Below are 15339 nucleotides of genomic sequence, written 5' to 3'. Positions count from 1 at the left end.
ATTAGAAGACCAATATACTAATTTATTTCTTTTTTGTAAGTGATGGAAGAATTAAAAAGGCAATACCTCCTAAAAGAATTGTAATAATTAATTGTGAAGTCCATACAATCCAACCGAAAGCATTCCCAGCCTCAATGGGAATATTGTATAAAAATAATATTTTAGCAATTAAAACCGGAAAGAACCCAAATCCACCATTTGTAAAAGCTATTGTTAGACTCCCTATAACAAAGGCAACAAGTACAGCGCCAAAAGAGATTACTTGTGTCTCTTCTAAAGCAAATATTATAGAATAAAACATTAAAACATATGTTAGCCAAATCAATAAAGTAAGAATGATAAATGGCCATTTATTTGGCATTTTAAATACGCTTAATGCGCCATCTGTAAGTCCAGATACTTTGTTTTTTATCCATAAAACCCATTTCGTTTTAGAATAAATCATCAAGTATATTCCTATAAAAGTCGCAATAAAACCAACAGTTGTTAGTATGATTAATTTTTTTAATGGAATATATTCTAAAAGAAAGTTTTTAAGTGTGTCAAATTCTAAAACCACTGCGGTCAGGATAAAGAAAAGCAAAACTATAAAGTCTACAATTCGCTCAGAAATAATAGTTCCAAATCCTTTGTCAAAAGGTACTCCGTCATATTTTGTTAGTAAAGCAGCTCTTGAAATTTCACCAGATCTTGGTATAGTTAAGTTTAAAAAATAACCAATACTAACTGCTATTAAGTTAAGTTTAAAGTTGGATTTATAACCTACGTATTCAAGAGTATATTTCCATCTGTAAGCTCTTAAAATGTAGCCAGAAAATGCTAAAAATCCAGAAATTACTACATAAGTATAGTTTGCACCTAAAATTGAGTTTTTAAGTTTATCTATCTGTTCATTAGTAAATGAATTATAAGTATATATAACCAAAAAAACTCCCAATAGTAATGGGAGTGTTATACTTAAAATATTGTTTATTTTTTTTTTCAAACTAAGTCAATGAATTGTCTTTTTCGTTTGGAAAAACTAAGCAAGGTTTAAATTTCTTTGCTTCTTCAAAGTCTAAAGTTGCATATGATATAATAATTATAATATCTCCTCTGTGAACTTTTCTTGCGGCTGGTCCATTTAAGGTTATTTCACCTGTGTTGCGAGGTCCCTTTATTGCGTAAGTTTCCAGTCGTTCACCATTGTTGATGTTTACGATTTGAACTTTTTCTCCTTCGATAATGTTGGATGCTTCCATTAACGCTTCGTCAATTGTAATGCTTCCGATGTAATTCAAATCTGCACCAGTAACGGTTACTCTATGAATTTTTGATTTTACTACTTGAATATGCATGGTGCAAAGTTAATTATTTCAAATAAATTAATTATTTTTTTTAAACAAATTATGATTTTTTTTATAGACTACCTATTCAGAAATAGAGATGTTGTCAATTAGTCTTACTCCGTCTGCATAAACAGCAATAAATGCTCTGTATTTTTTTAATTTGTTTTTTCTTAAACAGGGCAATAGTTTTTCTTCGTCGCAGATTTCAAAATACTCTAATTCAAAATTATTAGTATTCTTAAAAGTTTTTGCAGCTATTTTAGATATTTCCTGTGCAGATTTGTTTTGAAACAAAACTTTAGTTCTTTTTAAAAATTTAAAAATAATAGCTGATTTTTCTCTTGTTTCTTTTGAAAGTCTTTCATTTCTTGAACTCATTGCTAGTCCGTTTGATTCTCTTAAGATTTCGCAACCTATAATATTTACTATCAAATTTTCTTTAGCAACCATTTTTTTTATAATTTGTAGCTGCTGAAAATCTTTTTCTCCAAAATAGGCGTTATTTGGTTTTACGATTTCGAATAATTTTTTTACAATTGTGCCAACACCATCAAAATGACCGGGTCTGTGTTTTCCTTCCATTTGATTTTCAATTCCATCAAAATCAAAAGAAACCGATTTTACGGATTTATCATAAATATCTTCCACAGAAGGAGCGAAAACAATTACTTTATCACTAATTTTTTTTATTTTTTCAATGTCTTTCTCAAGAGTTCTTGGGTATTTTTTCAAATCGTCACTGTTGTTGAATTGGGTTGGATTTACGAAAATACTTACAACTGTTATGTTGTTGTTTTTTAATGCGTTTTTAATCAAAGAAATGTGTCCAGAGTGTAAAGCTCCCATGGTGGGAACGAATCCAATTGTCTTGTGCTCCGATGTTTGAGAGGCTAAATATGTTGTTAATTTTGATTTTTGACTAAAAACGAGCATGTAGATTTGAGTTAATTTGTAGTGCAAACTTACTATTTTAGTGGATAAATCCATAAATTTTTGTAATTTTGCGTGTTTTTTGAACTTAATACTCAATTCAATATAATTATGGAAGATAAGAGGATATTGTATGTATCATCTGAGGTGGTGCCCTATTTAGCGGAAAATGAAGTGTCTCTACAGTCGTATGAGTTTCCAAAAATGATAAATAATTTGGGGGGACAAATAAGAATTTTTATGCCTAGATATGGGAATATTAATGAGAGAAGACATCAATTGCACGAAGTAATTCGCTTATCTGGTATGAATCTTGTCGTAAATGATATGGATATGCCTTTAATTATCAAAGTGGCTTCAATTCCTAAAGAGAGAATTCAAGTTTACTTTATTGATAACGATGAATATTTTAAGAGGAAAGCAACTTTTACAGATGAAGAAGGAAATTTATTTCCAGACAATGATGAGCGTGCAATATTTTTTGCAAAAGGAGTTGTTGAAACGGTAAAAAAATTAAATTGGGTGCCTGATGTAATTCATGTACATGGATGGATGGCTTCTTTATTACCATTATATCTTAAACATTTTTATAAAAATGAAGGTATTTTTGCGGAAACTAAAATTGTTACCTCGGTTTATGGTTCGGGTTTTGAAGGTGAGCTTGATGGAAATTTAATAGATAAAGTTTGTTTTGATAATGTATCTAAAGATGATGCAAAGCTTTTAGAAAAGCCCTCATACGAAAATATTATGAAGCTTACTATTGATCATTCAGATGCAGTAATTGTGGGCTCTGAAGAACTGCCTTCAGATTTAACAAAATATATAGAAAGTTCAGGTAAACCTTTTTTACCTTTCGCAAATAAAGAAGAAGTACAAGAAAAATATACAAGCTTTTTAAAAAATCAAGTACTATAATTACTAGTTACAATATGAAAAAGATTATTTTAGGTATAACTGGATTCCTGTCGGTTATTTTAATTACATCATGCGATAAAGACTTTAATACAATTGGCTCTGAAATTGTTGGAGGAGATCATTTTGATTTTGAAAGAAAGGATGATTTTACTGTAACAGCATATTCTAAAGCAACCGGATCAGTTCAAACAAATAATTTACCAATAAATGCTCTTGGTGTATATAATAATCCTGCATTTGGATTAACAAAAGCAAGTTTTGTTTCTCAGGTAGAATTATCTACGTCTAGTTTTAATATTGGTGATTCGCCAGTAATAGACTCTGTTTATCTTTATGTTCCATATTTCAGTACATTAGAGTCGACAGATACGAATGGCGACAGGGTTTTTTCATTAGATTCTGTTTATGGATATGATGAGGATGCTAAGTTTGATTTAAAAGTATTAGAAAATGGATATAGATTAAGAGATTTTGATCCTTTAAATGATTTTCAAACGGCTCAAAAATATTATTCAAATGAGAAGGTTTCTAAAATCGATCCATTTAAGGGGGTTGAGTTGTTAAATAATAGTTCAAATACTGCACAAAATACTGAGTTTGTAATTAGTGATCAGGAGATTAAAATATATAAAACTGACGGAAATGGAATTTATATTGATGCTGATAATATAGCAATTTCAGATCAAAATGACGTATCTTTAAGAATTGTGAAAGAAAGAAAAGCTCCAGGAATGTGGTTGGATTTAAAAAATAGCTTTTTTCAACAAAAGATATTAGATCAGGCCAATACGGGTGTTCTGTATAACAACAGTACTTTTAAAGATTTTTTTAGAGGTCTGTTATTTGAGGTTAGCGAAACTACTACGGGACAAGGTTCTATGGCGATGTTAGATTTTTCTAGAGCTGAATTTAAAATATTATATAAATCTAGTTTTAGTGGAGGGACTCCTGCAAGACGTGTTTATAGCTTGCAAATGGGATATAATACAAGTTCTTTTAAAACATGTAATTCTATAAGTTTAATTGATCATACAAAGCATCCAGATTATGCGGCTGGATTATCTGCTTCAAATGAAGCTACTGGTGATGATAGAATATATTTAAAAGGGAATGACGGTTCGGTTGCTTTCATTGATTTGTTTGGTGCGACTGATGTTTTAGAAATTGATGAAGACGGATTATTGGTTAGTGGTTCAAACGGTGTGCCTGATGAGCTAGATCAATTAAGAGTTGATAATTGGTTAATAAATGAGGCCAACCTTGTTTTTTATATTGATACAAATGAAACAAATGGCATGGGTAAGGATGGACAAGTTGAGCCTGAAAGGATTTATGTTTACGACGCAACAAATAACGCTCCATTAATTGATTATTTTGCAGACGGGTCTACTTCGTCAGATCCGAAAAAAAATAAAAGAGGGTTTGGTGGTATTTTAGAAAAAGATGCTATTACAGACAAGGGAATAAGATATAAAGTTAAGTTAACGGAATACATTAATAGATTGATAAATAGTGAAGTTGAAAGTTTCAGGGAAAATGTAAGAATTGGTGTTTGTGTTACTGAAAATATAAATTCTGTACAAAATGCTTATATTAATCCTGGGAATTTAATAACTATTGGAGGTGAGTCGGTTGAATTTTTACCTGTTTCTTCTGCAATGAGTCCATTGGGTACTGTCTTGCATGGTGCTTCAAGTACTTCAACTTATGTTGATTCTTCAGGAAATGTAATTCCTATGAAATTAAAACTTGAAATTTATTATACGGAACCAAATTAATAAAATATGTGTGGAATTGTTGGATATATTGGTCATAGAGATGCTTACCCAGTAATTATTAAGGGGTTAAAAAGGCTTGAGTATAGGGGTTATGATAGTGCAGGACTTGTTTTGTTTGATGGAGAGCAATTAAAAATGTCAAAAACAAAAGGTAAGGTTTCTGATCTTGAATTAATATGTGAAAAGGAGAATACCAAGACAGGTAAGGTAGGGATGGGGCATACACGTTGGGCAACACACGGGGTGCCTAATGATGTTAATTCACATCCGCATTTTTCCAATTCAGGAAAACTAGTAATTATTCATAATGGAATTATTGAAAATTACGAGCCTATAAAAAAAGAATTGATTAAAAGAGGTTATACTTTTAAATCTGACACGGATACTGAGGTTTTAATTAATCTTATAGAAGATGTAAAAAAGAATGAAAAAGTTAAACTAGGTAAAGCTGTTCAAATTGCTTTAAATCAAGTTGTCGGTGCATATGCAATTGCTGTACTGGACATTGAAAAACCGAATGAAATTATTGCAGCTAGATTAGGTAGTCCTTTGGCTATAGGTGTAGGGGAAGATGAGTTTTTTATAGCATCAGATGCTTCGCCTTTTATAGAATATACTTCAAACGCTATCTATTTAGAAGATGAAGAAATGGCTATTGTTAGGTTGCACAAGCCAATGAAAGTTCGTAAAATTAAGGATGATACATTGGTTGATCCTTATATTCAAGAATTGCAAATGAATCTTGAGCAAATTGAAAAAGGAGGTTATGATCATTTTATGATGAAAGAGATTTATGAGCAACCAAGTGTTATTAAAGATACTTATCGAGGAAGGTTGATTGCAAACAAAGGGATTATTCAAATGGCAGGTGTCGAAGATAATCTTGAAAAATTTCTAAATGCAGATAGAATTATTATTATTGCCTGCGGTACTTCTTGGCATGCAGGTTTAGTTGCTGAATATATTATAGAGGAATTTGCAAGAATACCTGTTGAAGTAGAATATGCTTCTGAATTTAGATATAGAAATCCTATTATAAACAAAAATGATGTTGTTATTGCAATTTCTCAATCTGGTGAAACTGCAGATACTCTTGCTGCTATTAAGTTAGCCAAACAAAATGGAGCTTTTGTTTTTGGTGTTTGTAATGTTGTAGGGTCTTCAATTTCTAGAGAAACTCATGCAGGGGCTTATACGCATGCCGGTCCTGAAATTGGTGTTGCCTCTACAAAAGCATTTACAACTCAAATAACAGTTTTAACTTTGATTGCTTTAAGATTAGCAAAAGCAAATGGTAAAATGTCAAATTCTGATTATCAAAGATACTTATTAGAATTAGAAATGATTCCTGAGAAAGTTAAAGAAGCATTAACATCTAATGATGTGGCTAAAGAAATTGCTGCTATATATAAAGATTCAACTAATTGCTTGTATTTGGGAAGAGGTTATAATTTTCCAGTAGCATTAGAAGGTGCTTTGAAGCTGAAAGAAATATCATATATTCATGCAGAAGGTTATCCGGCTGCTGAAATGAAGCACGGACCAATCGCTTTGATTGATGAGTCTATGCCTGTTATTGTAATAGCTCCAAATCAAGGACATTATGATAAAGTAGTGAGTAATATTCAAGAAATAAAATCAAGAAGTGGGAAAATTATAGCTGTAGTAACTAAAGGCGATACACAAGTAAGAGCACTAGCAGATCATGTAATTGAAATACCAGAAGCAACTGAGGCTTTAACACCTTTACTAACAACAATTCCTTTACAGTTGTTGTCGTATCATATAGCGGTTATGCGTGAATGTAATGTTGACCAACCTAGAAATTTGGCGAAATCAGTTACAGTAGAATAAGAATTAAAAGCGAAATTTAAACATTTCGCTTTTTTATTAGAAAAAATTCAAAGAAATAATTGCAAAATTGTTTTATAAAAAACTATCTTTGCACTCGGAAAAATACATGTTTTTTCAAACATTAAATAGCTATTAAATAAATACATAAGCAATGTCTAAAGTTACAGGAAAAGTTGCAAAAATTATTGGACCAGTTGTAGATGTGGTTTTTAACTCAGAAAACGCTGAACTTCCAAAAATTTATGACTCATTAGAAATTACTAAAGCTGACGGTTCAAAGTTAGTGCTAGAAGTGCAATCTCATATTGGTGAGGATACAGTTCGTACCATATCAATGGATTCTACAGATGGTTTATCAAGAGGTACAGAAGTTCTATCAACTGGAGCTCCTATTCAAATGCCAATTGGTGCTGAAGTATTCGGTCGTTTATTTAATGTAATCGGAGACGCAATTGACGGATTAGGTGATTTGCCAAAAGATGGTGATAATGGTTTGTCTATTCATAGACCAGCACCAAAGTTCGAAGATTTATCAACTGCAACGGAGGTTTTATTTACAGGTATTAAAGTAATCGATTTAATTGAGCCTTATGCAAAAGGAGGTAAAATTGGATTATTCGGAGGTGCTGGAGTAGGTAAAACAGTATTAATTCAGGAATTAATTAACAATATAGCAAAAGGTCACGGTGGACTTTCTGTATTCGCAGGAGTAGGTGAAAGAACACGTGAAGGTAATGACCTTTTAAGAGAGATGCTAGAGTCTGGTATTATTAAATACGGAGATGATTTCATGCACTCTATGGAAGATGGAGGATGGGATTTGTCTAAAGTAGATAAAAACATCATGAAAGATTCTAAAGCAACTTTCGTATTCGGACAAATGAATGAACCACCTGGAGCTCGTGCGCGAGTTGCATTATCTGGTTTAACAATTGCTGAGTATTTTCGTGATGGAGCTGGAGATGGACAAGGAAAAGATGTACTTTTCTTCGTTGATAACATCTTCCGTTTTACACAAGCTGGTTCTGAAGTATCTGCACTTTTAGGCCGTATGCCTTCTGCTGTAGGTTACCAACCAACATTAGCTACTGAAATGGGGGTTATGCAAGAGCGTATTACTTCTACAAAAACAGGATCTATTACATCTGTACAGGCGGTTTACGTTCCTGCGGATGATTTAACGGACCCTGCGCCAGCAACAACATTTGCTCACTTAGATGCAACAACAGTATTGTCTCGTAAAATTGCTGAGTTAGGTATTTACCCTGCTGTAGATCCATTAGATTCTACTTCAAGAATTTTAACTCCACTTATTTTAGGTAATGAGCATTATAATTGTGCACAAAGAGTAAAAGAAATATTACAACGTTATAAAGAATTACAAGATATTATCGCAATTTTAGGTATGGAAGAATTATCTGAAGATGATAAATTAGTTGTTTCTAGAGCACGTCGTGTACAACGTTTCTTATCTCAGCCATTCCACGTAGCAGAACAATTTACTGGTATTCCTGGAGTATTAGTAGACATCAAAGAAACTATTAAAGGATTTAATATGATTATGGATGGTGAATTAGATCACTTACCTGAAGCAGCATTTAACCTTAAAGGTTCTATTGAGGAAGCTATCGAAGCTGGAGAGAAAATGTTAGCAGAAGCATAAATTTTAATTGCTTAAAGCTATATGCTTAAAGCTTAAAGCTAAAAAATATGATTTTAGAAATAGTATCACCAGAAGCTACATTATTTAAAGGAGAAGTTACTTCAGTAGCAGTTCCAGGAGTAAATGGTGAATTCCAAATGTTAAACAATCACGCATCAATAGTATCGTTATTGGTTAAAGGGAATGTTAAAATAAGCGCTCAGAACATTAAAATTCAAAAAGAATTTGTTTCTAAATTCACGAAAGTTAACGAGCAAACATTTTGGTTACCTATAAATTCAGGTACTATTGAAATGAATGAAAATAAAGTAATTGTTTTAGCTGACTAACACAATTGCATTATATTAAAAAAAAGTCCTGCGTTTGCAGGACTTTTTTTATTTTTGAAACATGAAATTCCCAAAATCATTAACTAAGAAACTTGATACACGTAAAGAAAACAATTCTTTACGTACTCTAACTGTCTCTCAAAATTTAATAGATTTTGCATCAAATGATTATTTAGGTTTTTCAAAAAATGAATGTATCTTTGATAAAGTACACCAGTTTTTGCTTGAAAATAAAATTAAGCAAAACGGAGCTACTGGTTCTCGATTGCTTACAGGTAATCATCTGTTATTTCATGAAACAGAAAGTTTTATTTCAAAATTTCATGAGTCTGAATCTGCTTTACTATTTAATTCAGGTTATGACGCTAATGTTGGATTTTTCAACGCTGTTCCACAAAGAAATGATATTATTTTATATGACGAACTTTGTCATGCTTCTATTCGTGACGGTATTCAATTAAGTTTAGCTAAGTCTTTTAAATTTCAGCATAACAATCTAGCTGATTTAGAAACATTGCTTCTTAAATTTAAATTTACAGACAATCAAGTTTATATAGTTACTGAAAGTGTATTTTCTATGGATGGTGATTCACCTGATTTAGTTAGCTTGTCTCAATTAGCTGAAAAATACAATGCATTATTGGTTGTAGATGAAGCCCATGCGTTAGGTGTTTTAGGTGAAAAAGGAGAAGGGTTAGTTCAAAAACTAAAACTTCAAGACAAAGTATTTGCTAGAATTATGACTTTCGGAAAAGGCTTAGGGTGTCATGGTTCGGTTATTTTAGCAAGCAGTCAATTAAGAGAATATTTAATTAATTTTTGTAGAAGTTTTATTTATACTACTGCACTTTCACCTCATTCAGTGGCCACAATTTTAGTTTCTTATCAAGAATTGAAATTGTCTTATGATACAATTCAAAAATTAAAAGAGAATTCGAATTATTTTGATGAATATTGTTCTGATATAATTGATTATCAATCAAATGATTCAAGTATAAAGTCAATTGTTATTTCAGGAAATAACAGTGTTAAAGCCGCAGCTCATACTCTTCAAAATCATGGTTTTGATGTTAAGCCTATATTGTCACCAACGGTTCAAGAAGGACATGAAAGATTGCGTTTTTGTTTGCATTCATATAATTCAAAAAAAGAAATTAAAGAGGTTTTGGAACTCTTGAAAAATTTTAATAAATAAATAATGAAATATTTTATAACAGGAATTGGAACAGATGTTGGTAAAACCATTGCTTCAGCCATTGTTACAGAAGCTTTAGAGGCAGATTATTGGAAACCTATTCAAGCTGGTGATCTTGATAATTCAGATAGTCATAAGGTTAAAAGATATATTTCAAATACTAAGTCTGTTTTTCATGAAAATAGCTACGCTTTAAATACACCAGCCAGTCCACATTTTGCAGCTAATATTGATAATGTTGTAATTGATTTAAATAAAATAATTGTTCCTAAAACAAAAAATAAACTTGTTATTGAGGGAGCTGGAGGATTATTTGTTCCTTTAAATAATGAAGATACTATCGCTGATTTAATTAAATCCGATTATAAAGTTATTGTTGTTTCTCGTCATTATTTAGGGAGTATTAATCATACTTTATTAACCATTAATGCTCTTAGAAGTTTAAATATTAAAATTGCAGGTGTCATTTTTAATGGAGATGAAAATAAAGCAACAGAAGAGATTATTTTATCTAAAACGAAATGTAAGTTTATAGGAAGAATTGAGAATGAGCCTTATTTTGATCGTAATGTTGTAAAGTGCTATGCTAATTTATTTAGAGAAAATTTAGAAACACTATAAGTTAATTCTTCATTAACACTTCTTTTTTTTCAATTCATGTATCTTTGTGTCTCATCAATAGTTTTTTAAAATGACCCTTTCAGAAAAAGACAAGCTTTATAATTGGCATCCATATACACAACACAAAACTGCATTTGAACATCCAGTAATTGTAAAGGGAAGTGGACCTTTGCTTTGGGATGATTCCGGGAAAGAGTATGTTGATGCAATAGCAAGTTGGTGGGTAAACCCTTTTGGGCATAGTAATGTTTTTATAGCTCAGGCTATTTATAAACAACTAACTCAATTAGAACATGTTCTTTTTGGGGGTTTTACTCATGAACCAGCAATTTTACTTTCTGAAAAATTATCACAAATATTACCAGATAATCAAAAACGTTTTTTTTATACAGATAATGGTTCTTCTGCTGTTGAAGTAGCTTTAAAAGTTGCATTACAATATTTTTACAATAAAGGAGAAAAACGTACCAAAATTATCGCTTTTGAAGACGCTTTCCATGGAGATACATTTGGAGCTATGGCAACTAGTGGTATCTCTTTTTTTACCGAAGCTTTCAAAGGTTCAATGTTAGAAGTAGTTCGTATTCCGGTTCCTACCAAAGGGAATGAAGTAAAAAGTGCAAATGCCTTAAAAAAATTAGTTGAAACTAATGAATTTGCTGCTTTTATTTTTGAACCATTAGTTCAAGGAGCTGCAGGAATGGTTATGTATTCTCCTCTTGCCTTGGATGATTTAATTAAAATTGCTAAAATTGCAAATGTTTTTACTATTGCTGATGAAGTAATGACTGGTTTTGGTAAAACAGGTAAGAACTTTGCTTGCGATTATTTAACTGAAAAACCCGACATGATGTGCCTTTCAAAAGCACTTACTGGAGGCACAATTCCTATGGCAGTTACAAGCTTTACACAAGAAATTTTTGACGGTTTTTATGATGATGATGTAAATAAAGCTTTATTTCATGGTCATACTTTTACAGCTAATCCAACAGGTTGTGCTGCTGCCTTGGCGAGTATTGAGTTACTGGAAACTGAAGAAATTAAAAATAATATTCATCAAGTTAATCAAAGACATTTAGCTTTTGAACAACATATTAAAAATCATCCTAAAGTTCAATCTACAAGAGTTTTAGGTGTTATTTTTGCTTTAGAAATTAAGGTAAAAGGAAAACAAGATTATTACGGTGAAATGAGAAATAAGCTTTATTCTTTCTTTATCGAAAAAGGAATAATCCTTAGACCGGTTGGGAATATAATTTACGTTTTACCTCCCTATATCATTTCGGATGTTCATTTAGAAAAAATATACCAAACTATAGAAGAAGCATTGGAAATAGTTTAATTTTGCAGAATTAAATAATTCACACCTGTACAAACTTTCTTTTTTGAAAACATCTATTTCCATAATTGCACAATCAAGCATTTCAGCTTTAGGCTCATTTCCAGATGAAATATGGACTTTGTATTTAGATAATTCAAGTTGCATTAATAGAGAATTGATTAATGACGATGTTGTTAATGTAGCAAAGTTACCTAAGTACATTAAAGATGAAATTGAAGTTTTAAGGGCTTCTGATTCAAAATATAAAACTTTAGACAATTCTGTTCTATATGCAATATTTGTTGCTAGAAATGCTGTTAAACAAGCTGGCTGGGGTGAAAAAGATATCTTTGGAATTAATCTTGGTTCTTCACGGGGTGCAACTGCTTTATTTGAATCATATCATGAAGAGTTTTTAAAAACAAAAAAAGTTTCATTATTAGCGTCTCCTACAACAACACTTGGGAATATTTCAAGTTGGGTTGCAAATGATTTAAAAAATCAAGGTCCAGATATTTCTCACTCAATTACATGTTCAACTGCTTTTCATGCAATTTTAAATGGGATAGCATGGATAAATGCTGGTTTTGTAGATAGGTTTTTGGTTGGAGCTAGTGAAGCTCCTATAACGCCTTTCACTATTGCTCAAATGAATGCTCTTAAAATTTATTCCCGCATAATGGATTCAAGTTATCCTTGCTTGGCTTTAGATTTAGAGAAAAGAGAGAATACAATGGTTATTGGTGAAGCAGCTAGTGTTGTTTGTTTAGAAAATGGATTCAAGGAAAATGCGATAGCTGTTATTGAAGGTATAGGTTATGCAACAGAAATTTTAGAGCATAATATTTCAATATCTACAGAAGCAGATTGTTTCCAGAAATCTATGCGAATGGCTTTGGAAGACGTTTCACTAAATGATGTTGATGTAATTGTAATGCATGCTCCAGGAACTATAAAAGGTGATTTATCTGAATATAATGCTATTCAAAAAGTTTTCGGTTCTGAAATTCCTCTTTTAACTTCTAACAAGTGGAAGGTTGGGCACACATTTGCAACATCAGGTATGTTAAGTTTAGAGTTGGCAATTCTTATGTTAAAGAAACAAGAATTTATTGGTGTTCCATATACTGAGATTAAATCTAAAACTTTAAAAATCAATAAAATTTTAGTCAATGCAGTCGGTTTTGGAGGAAATGCAGTGAGTATCCTAATTACTAAAAAATAAAAAAGCCTTACTATAAGTAAGGCTTTTTTATTAGATTAAAGTTATATTAAAACTTTGCTCTATTATCTTTTATATCTGCTTTATCTTTTAAAGCTTGGTAAGCCCTTGTTTGTGCAGACGATGTTTGTTGTGTTCTCTCTTGAGAGATGTAAGAATTATAGTTAGGCATTTCTGGAGCTTTAGTAACATTCTTAGTTCTAATCATATACACTCCGTTGTTACCATCTATTAGTTTAGAAGTGGTATTTGATTTTAAACTAAACGCTTTACCTACAACTTTTGGTTCGCTTCCAATGTTTGGTATAACTGGGCTGCTAACTGAAGTCCCTGATGCATTTAAAATAGAAGCTTTAGATGATTGAGAAACAGCTTCAAGAGTGTTTCCAGTCATTTTCTTTCTAATTAATTCAGCTTTCTTTTCATTTCTTAAAATTGGTCCAACTACTTCTTTAGCCATTTCAACAGAAATCAAACCAGTTTCATTTTTAGATTTTAATGTTGCAATAACATATCCTTGAGGAATATCAAATCTTTTGATAGAACTAATTGAATTTTCTTCACTAAATGCCCATCTAATTATTTCTCTTTGCGTACCAATACCTTGAATGTACTCATCATAAGCTCTAATGTTAGTAGAAGGAACAATTGTAGATTTATTACTATTAGCAGTAGCTTCAAATCCTTTTTCATTTGCATCTGCTTCAAATTTACTCGCTTGAGTGTAAACTTGATCAATTGTGGTTTCAGAAGGTTCAATTTTTTGAGCTATAGTTCCTAATAAAACAGCGTCATATTTTTCTGAAATTTTAATTATATGAAAACCAAAATCAGTTTCAACAAGTCCAATAGATCCTACAGAATTATTAAAAACAAAATCGTTGAATGTTGGAACCATTTGACCTGGAGTAATATTGTCATATTCACCACCGTTGTCCTTAGAACCTGGATCTTCTGAATTAGCTTTAGCTAATGCAGCAAAATTTGAAGGGTTGGCTTTCGCTTGTGCTAACAAATCGTTTGCAAATGCCTGAGCTTCTTCTTTAGTTTTAGTAGAAGTAGATTGAGGTGCACCTGAATAAGCAATTAAAATATGGCTTGCTCTTGCACTAGCATTTGATTTACGCTCAATTAATCTCGATAAACATTGACTTCCGTTAAATACATATGGTCCAAAAACCTCTCCTTTATTTAAGTTAAATAATTGTTCTTGATAATCAAGAGGTAAGTCTTTTTTTGCTAAGTAAGTAGAGTCAAATTTTATGTCTGAATTTGCATTTACAAATTCTCCAACATTTACTGTATTTTTTAAACCTGGTAAAGTATCGTTTTTTCCAGTAGTTTCATTGTATGCAATTTTTCCATAAAGTGCATTGTTTATAGAAACTTCCATAGAGCTCTCATCTTCTTTAGAAGGTTTGTTCTCAAATAATACATAATCAATATTAACAGTATTGTCTGATTTGTACTTTTTAGGATATTTCTTAATGTAAGCCATTATTTCATCATCTGAAATTTTAACTTCATCATCATTTATGTTTGTATATGGAAGAGTTACAAAATCAAAATCAACTTTATTGTTTTCAATTTCGTATTTAAATTTACCTTCAGCCTTAGTCATGTACATGCCTCCTTTTATCATGTTGTTGTACATTAGCTCTTTGGCATATTTTTCTACATTTTTTTCATAGTTTTGCCATTGGTTCCAAGTCTCAGGATTTGGATCATTTCTTTTTGACTTTACAAATTCTTTAAATTTATTTTCGTCAAACTGTCCTGCTTCATTTAAGAATTGTGGGTTTTGAGCAATATTTGGATCAGTCTTAATGATATTTATAAGTTGTTCGTTACCAATTCTAAATCCAAGTTTCTCAAACTCTTCATTAAGCAATAAACTTCTTACCTCTTGTTCCCAAACGCTATTTATAGCTTGAGTATTGCTAGTTCCTTGTCCTTGTTTTTCGGCTACAGAAACTTTTTGCATAAAACCTTGCGCTGCAATTTCTTGACCATTTACAGATCCAACATCATTTGATCCACCGCCAAATCCACCGCTTTTTATAACATCTGTTAATACAAATGAAAACAATGCTAATGCAATGATTACAATTAGAAAGAATGAACGTTGTCTAATTTTAGATAATACTGCCATTTTTTATTTAATTTATTTTATATAGAGG

The 15339-nt window shown here is 31.3% G+C and carries 13 protein-coding genes; 9 read left to right on the top strand and 4 right to left on the bottom strand.

Translation table 11 applies throughout. The features are described from left to right. Positions 1 to 22 precede the first annotated feature (22 nt). The 3 genes from ACQ65T_RS02125 to panC all read right to left on the bottom strand — a co-directional run bounded on the left by ACQ65T_RS02125 (position 23) and on the right by panC (position 2261). Complete coding sequence (locus ACQ65T_RS02125; RefSeq protein WP_430399458.1) at positions 23 to 985, bottom strand: lysylphosphatidylglycerol synthase transmembrane domain-containing protein; 963 nt, start codon at positions 983 to 985, stop codon at positions 23 to 25. 1 nt (position 986) lies between these two features. Further along, on the bottom strand, positions 987 to 1337 hold the full coding sequence (panD, locus tag ACQ65T_RS02120; protein ID WP_320815881.1) for an aspartate 1-decarboxylase: 351 nt from the start codon (positions 1335 to 1337) through the stop codon (positions 987 to 989). A gap of 72 nt (positions 1338 to 1409) precedes the next feature. Further along, the gene (panC, locus tag ACQ65T_RS02115; protein ID WP_430401302.1) at positions 1410 to 2261 is read right to left on the bottom strand and encodes a pantoate--beta-alanine ligase; all 852 of its coding nucleotides are present in this window, start codon (positions 2259 to 2261) and stop codon (positions 1410 to 1412) included. Between the two features lie 108 nt (positions 2262 to 2369). On the opposite strand from panC, the gene ACQ65T_RS02110 reads away from it, so the two are divergent. The 9 genes from ACQ65T_RS02110 to ACQ65T_RS02070 all read left to right on the top strand — a co-directional run bounded on the left by ACQ65T_RS02110 (position 2370) and on the right by ACQ65T_RS02070 (position 13162). Further along, positions 2370 to 3176, top strand: coding sequence for a glycogen/starch synthase (locus ACQ65T_RS02110; protein ID WP_430399457.1), 807 nt, complete (start codon positions 2370 to 2372; stop codon positions 3174 to 3176). A 14-nt stretch (positions 3177 to 3190) separates the two neighbouring features. Then, the gene (locus ACQ65T_RS02105; protein WP_430399456.1) at positions 3191 to 4954 is read left to right on the top strand and encodes a DUF4270 domain-containing protein; all 1764 of its coding nucleotides are present in this window, start codon (positions 3191 to 3193) and stop codon (positions 4952 to 4954) included. Between the two features lie 6 nt (positions 4955 to 4960). Further along, complete coding sequence (gene glmS, locus ACQ65T_RS02100) at positions 4961 to 6808, top strand: glutamine--fructose-6-phosphate transaminase (isomerizing) (RefSeq protein WP_430399455.1); 1848 nt, start codon at positions 4961 to 4963, stop codon at positions 6806 to 6808. A 151-nt stretch (positions 6809 to 6959) separates the two neighbouring features. Beyond that, on the top strand, positions 6960 to 8471 hold the full coding sequence (atpD, locus tag ACQ65T_RS02095; RefSeq protein ID WP_430399454.1) for a F0F1 ATP synthase subunit beta: 1512 nt from the start codon (positions 6960 to 6962) through the stop codon (positions 8469 to 8471). Positions 8472 to 8518: 47 nt separating this feature from the next. Continuing rightward, on the top strand, positions 8519 to 8800 hold the full coding sequence (locus ACQ65T_RS02090; RefSeq protein WP_430399453.1) for a F0F1 ATP synthase subunit epsilon: 282 nt from the start codon (positions 8519 to 8521) through the stop codon (positions 8798 to 8800). A 61-nt stretch (positions 8801 to 8861) separates the two neighbouring features. After that, positions 8862 to 9995, top strand: a complete 1134-nt coding sequence (locus tag ACQ65T_RS02085) for an aminotransferase class I/II-fold pyridoxal phosphate-dependent enzyme (RefSeq protein WP_430399452.1) — start codon at positions 8862 to 8864, stop codon at positions 9993 to 9995. Positions 9996 to 9998: 3 nt separating this feature from the next. After that, positions 9999 to 10616, top strand: a complete 618-nt coding sequence (gene bioD, locus ACQ65T_RS02080; protein WP_430399451.1) for a dethiobiotin synthase — start codon at positions 9999 to 10001, stop codon at positions 10614 to 10616. Positions 10617 to 10686: 70 nt separating this feature from the next. Beyond that, positions 10687 to 11958: an adenosylmethionine--8-amino-7-oxononanoate transaminase gene (bioA, locus tag ACQ65T_RS02075; RefSeq protein ID WP_430399450.1), complete on the top strand. Its 1272-nt coding sequence runs from the start codon at positions 10687 to 10689 to the stop codon at positions 11956 to 11958. A gap of 43 nt (positions 11959 to 12001) precedes the next feature. Beyond that, positions 12002 to 13162 carry a beta-ketoacyl synthase N-terminal-like domain-containing protein gene (locus ACQ65T_RS02070; RefSeq protein WP_430399449.1) on the top strand — a complete coding sequence of 387 codons (1161 nt, stop codon included), beginning with the start codon at positions 12002 to 12004 and terminating at the stop codon, positions 13160 to 13162. A gap of 46 nt (positions 13163 to 13208) precedes the next feature. On the opposite strand, the gene ACQ65T_RS02065 is transcribed toward ACQ65T_RS02070, so the two are convergent. Beyond that, a complete protein-coding gene (locus ACQ65T_RS02065) occupies positions 13209 to 15311 on the bottom strand; it encodes a peptidylprolyl isomerase (protein ID WP_430399448.1) in 2103 nt (700 codons plus the stop codon). Positions 15312 to 15339: the final 28 nt, after the last annotated feature.

The organism is Flavobacterium sp., from assembly GCF_965284515.1.
Lineage (GTDB): Bacteria > Bacteroidota > Bacteroidia > Flavobacteriales > Flavobacteriaceae > Flavobacterium.
The sequence above is the reverse complement of the archived record's forward strand: the minus strand, read 5'-3'. Positions and strand labels throughout refer to the sequence as shown.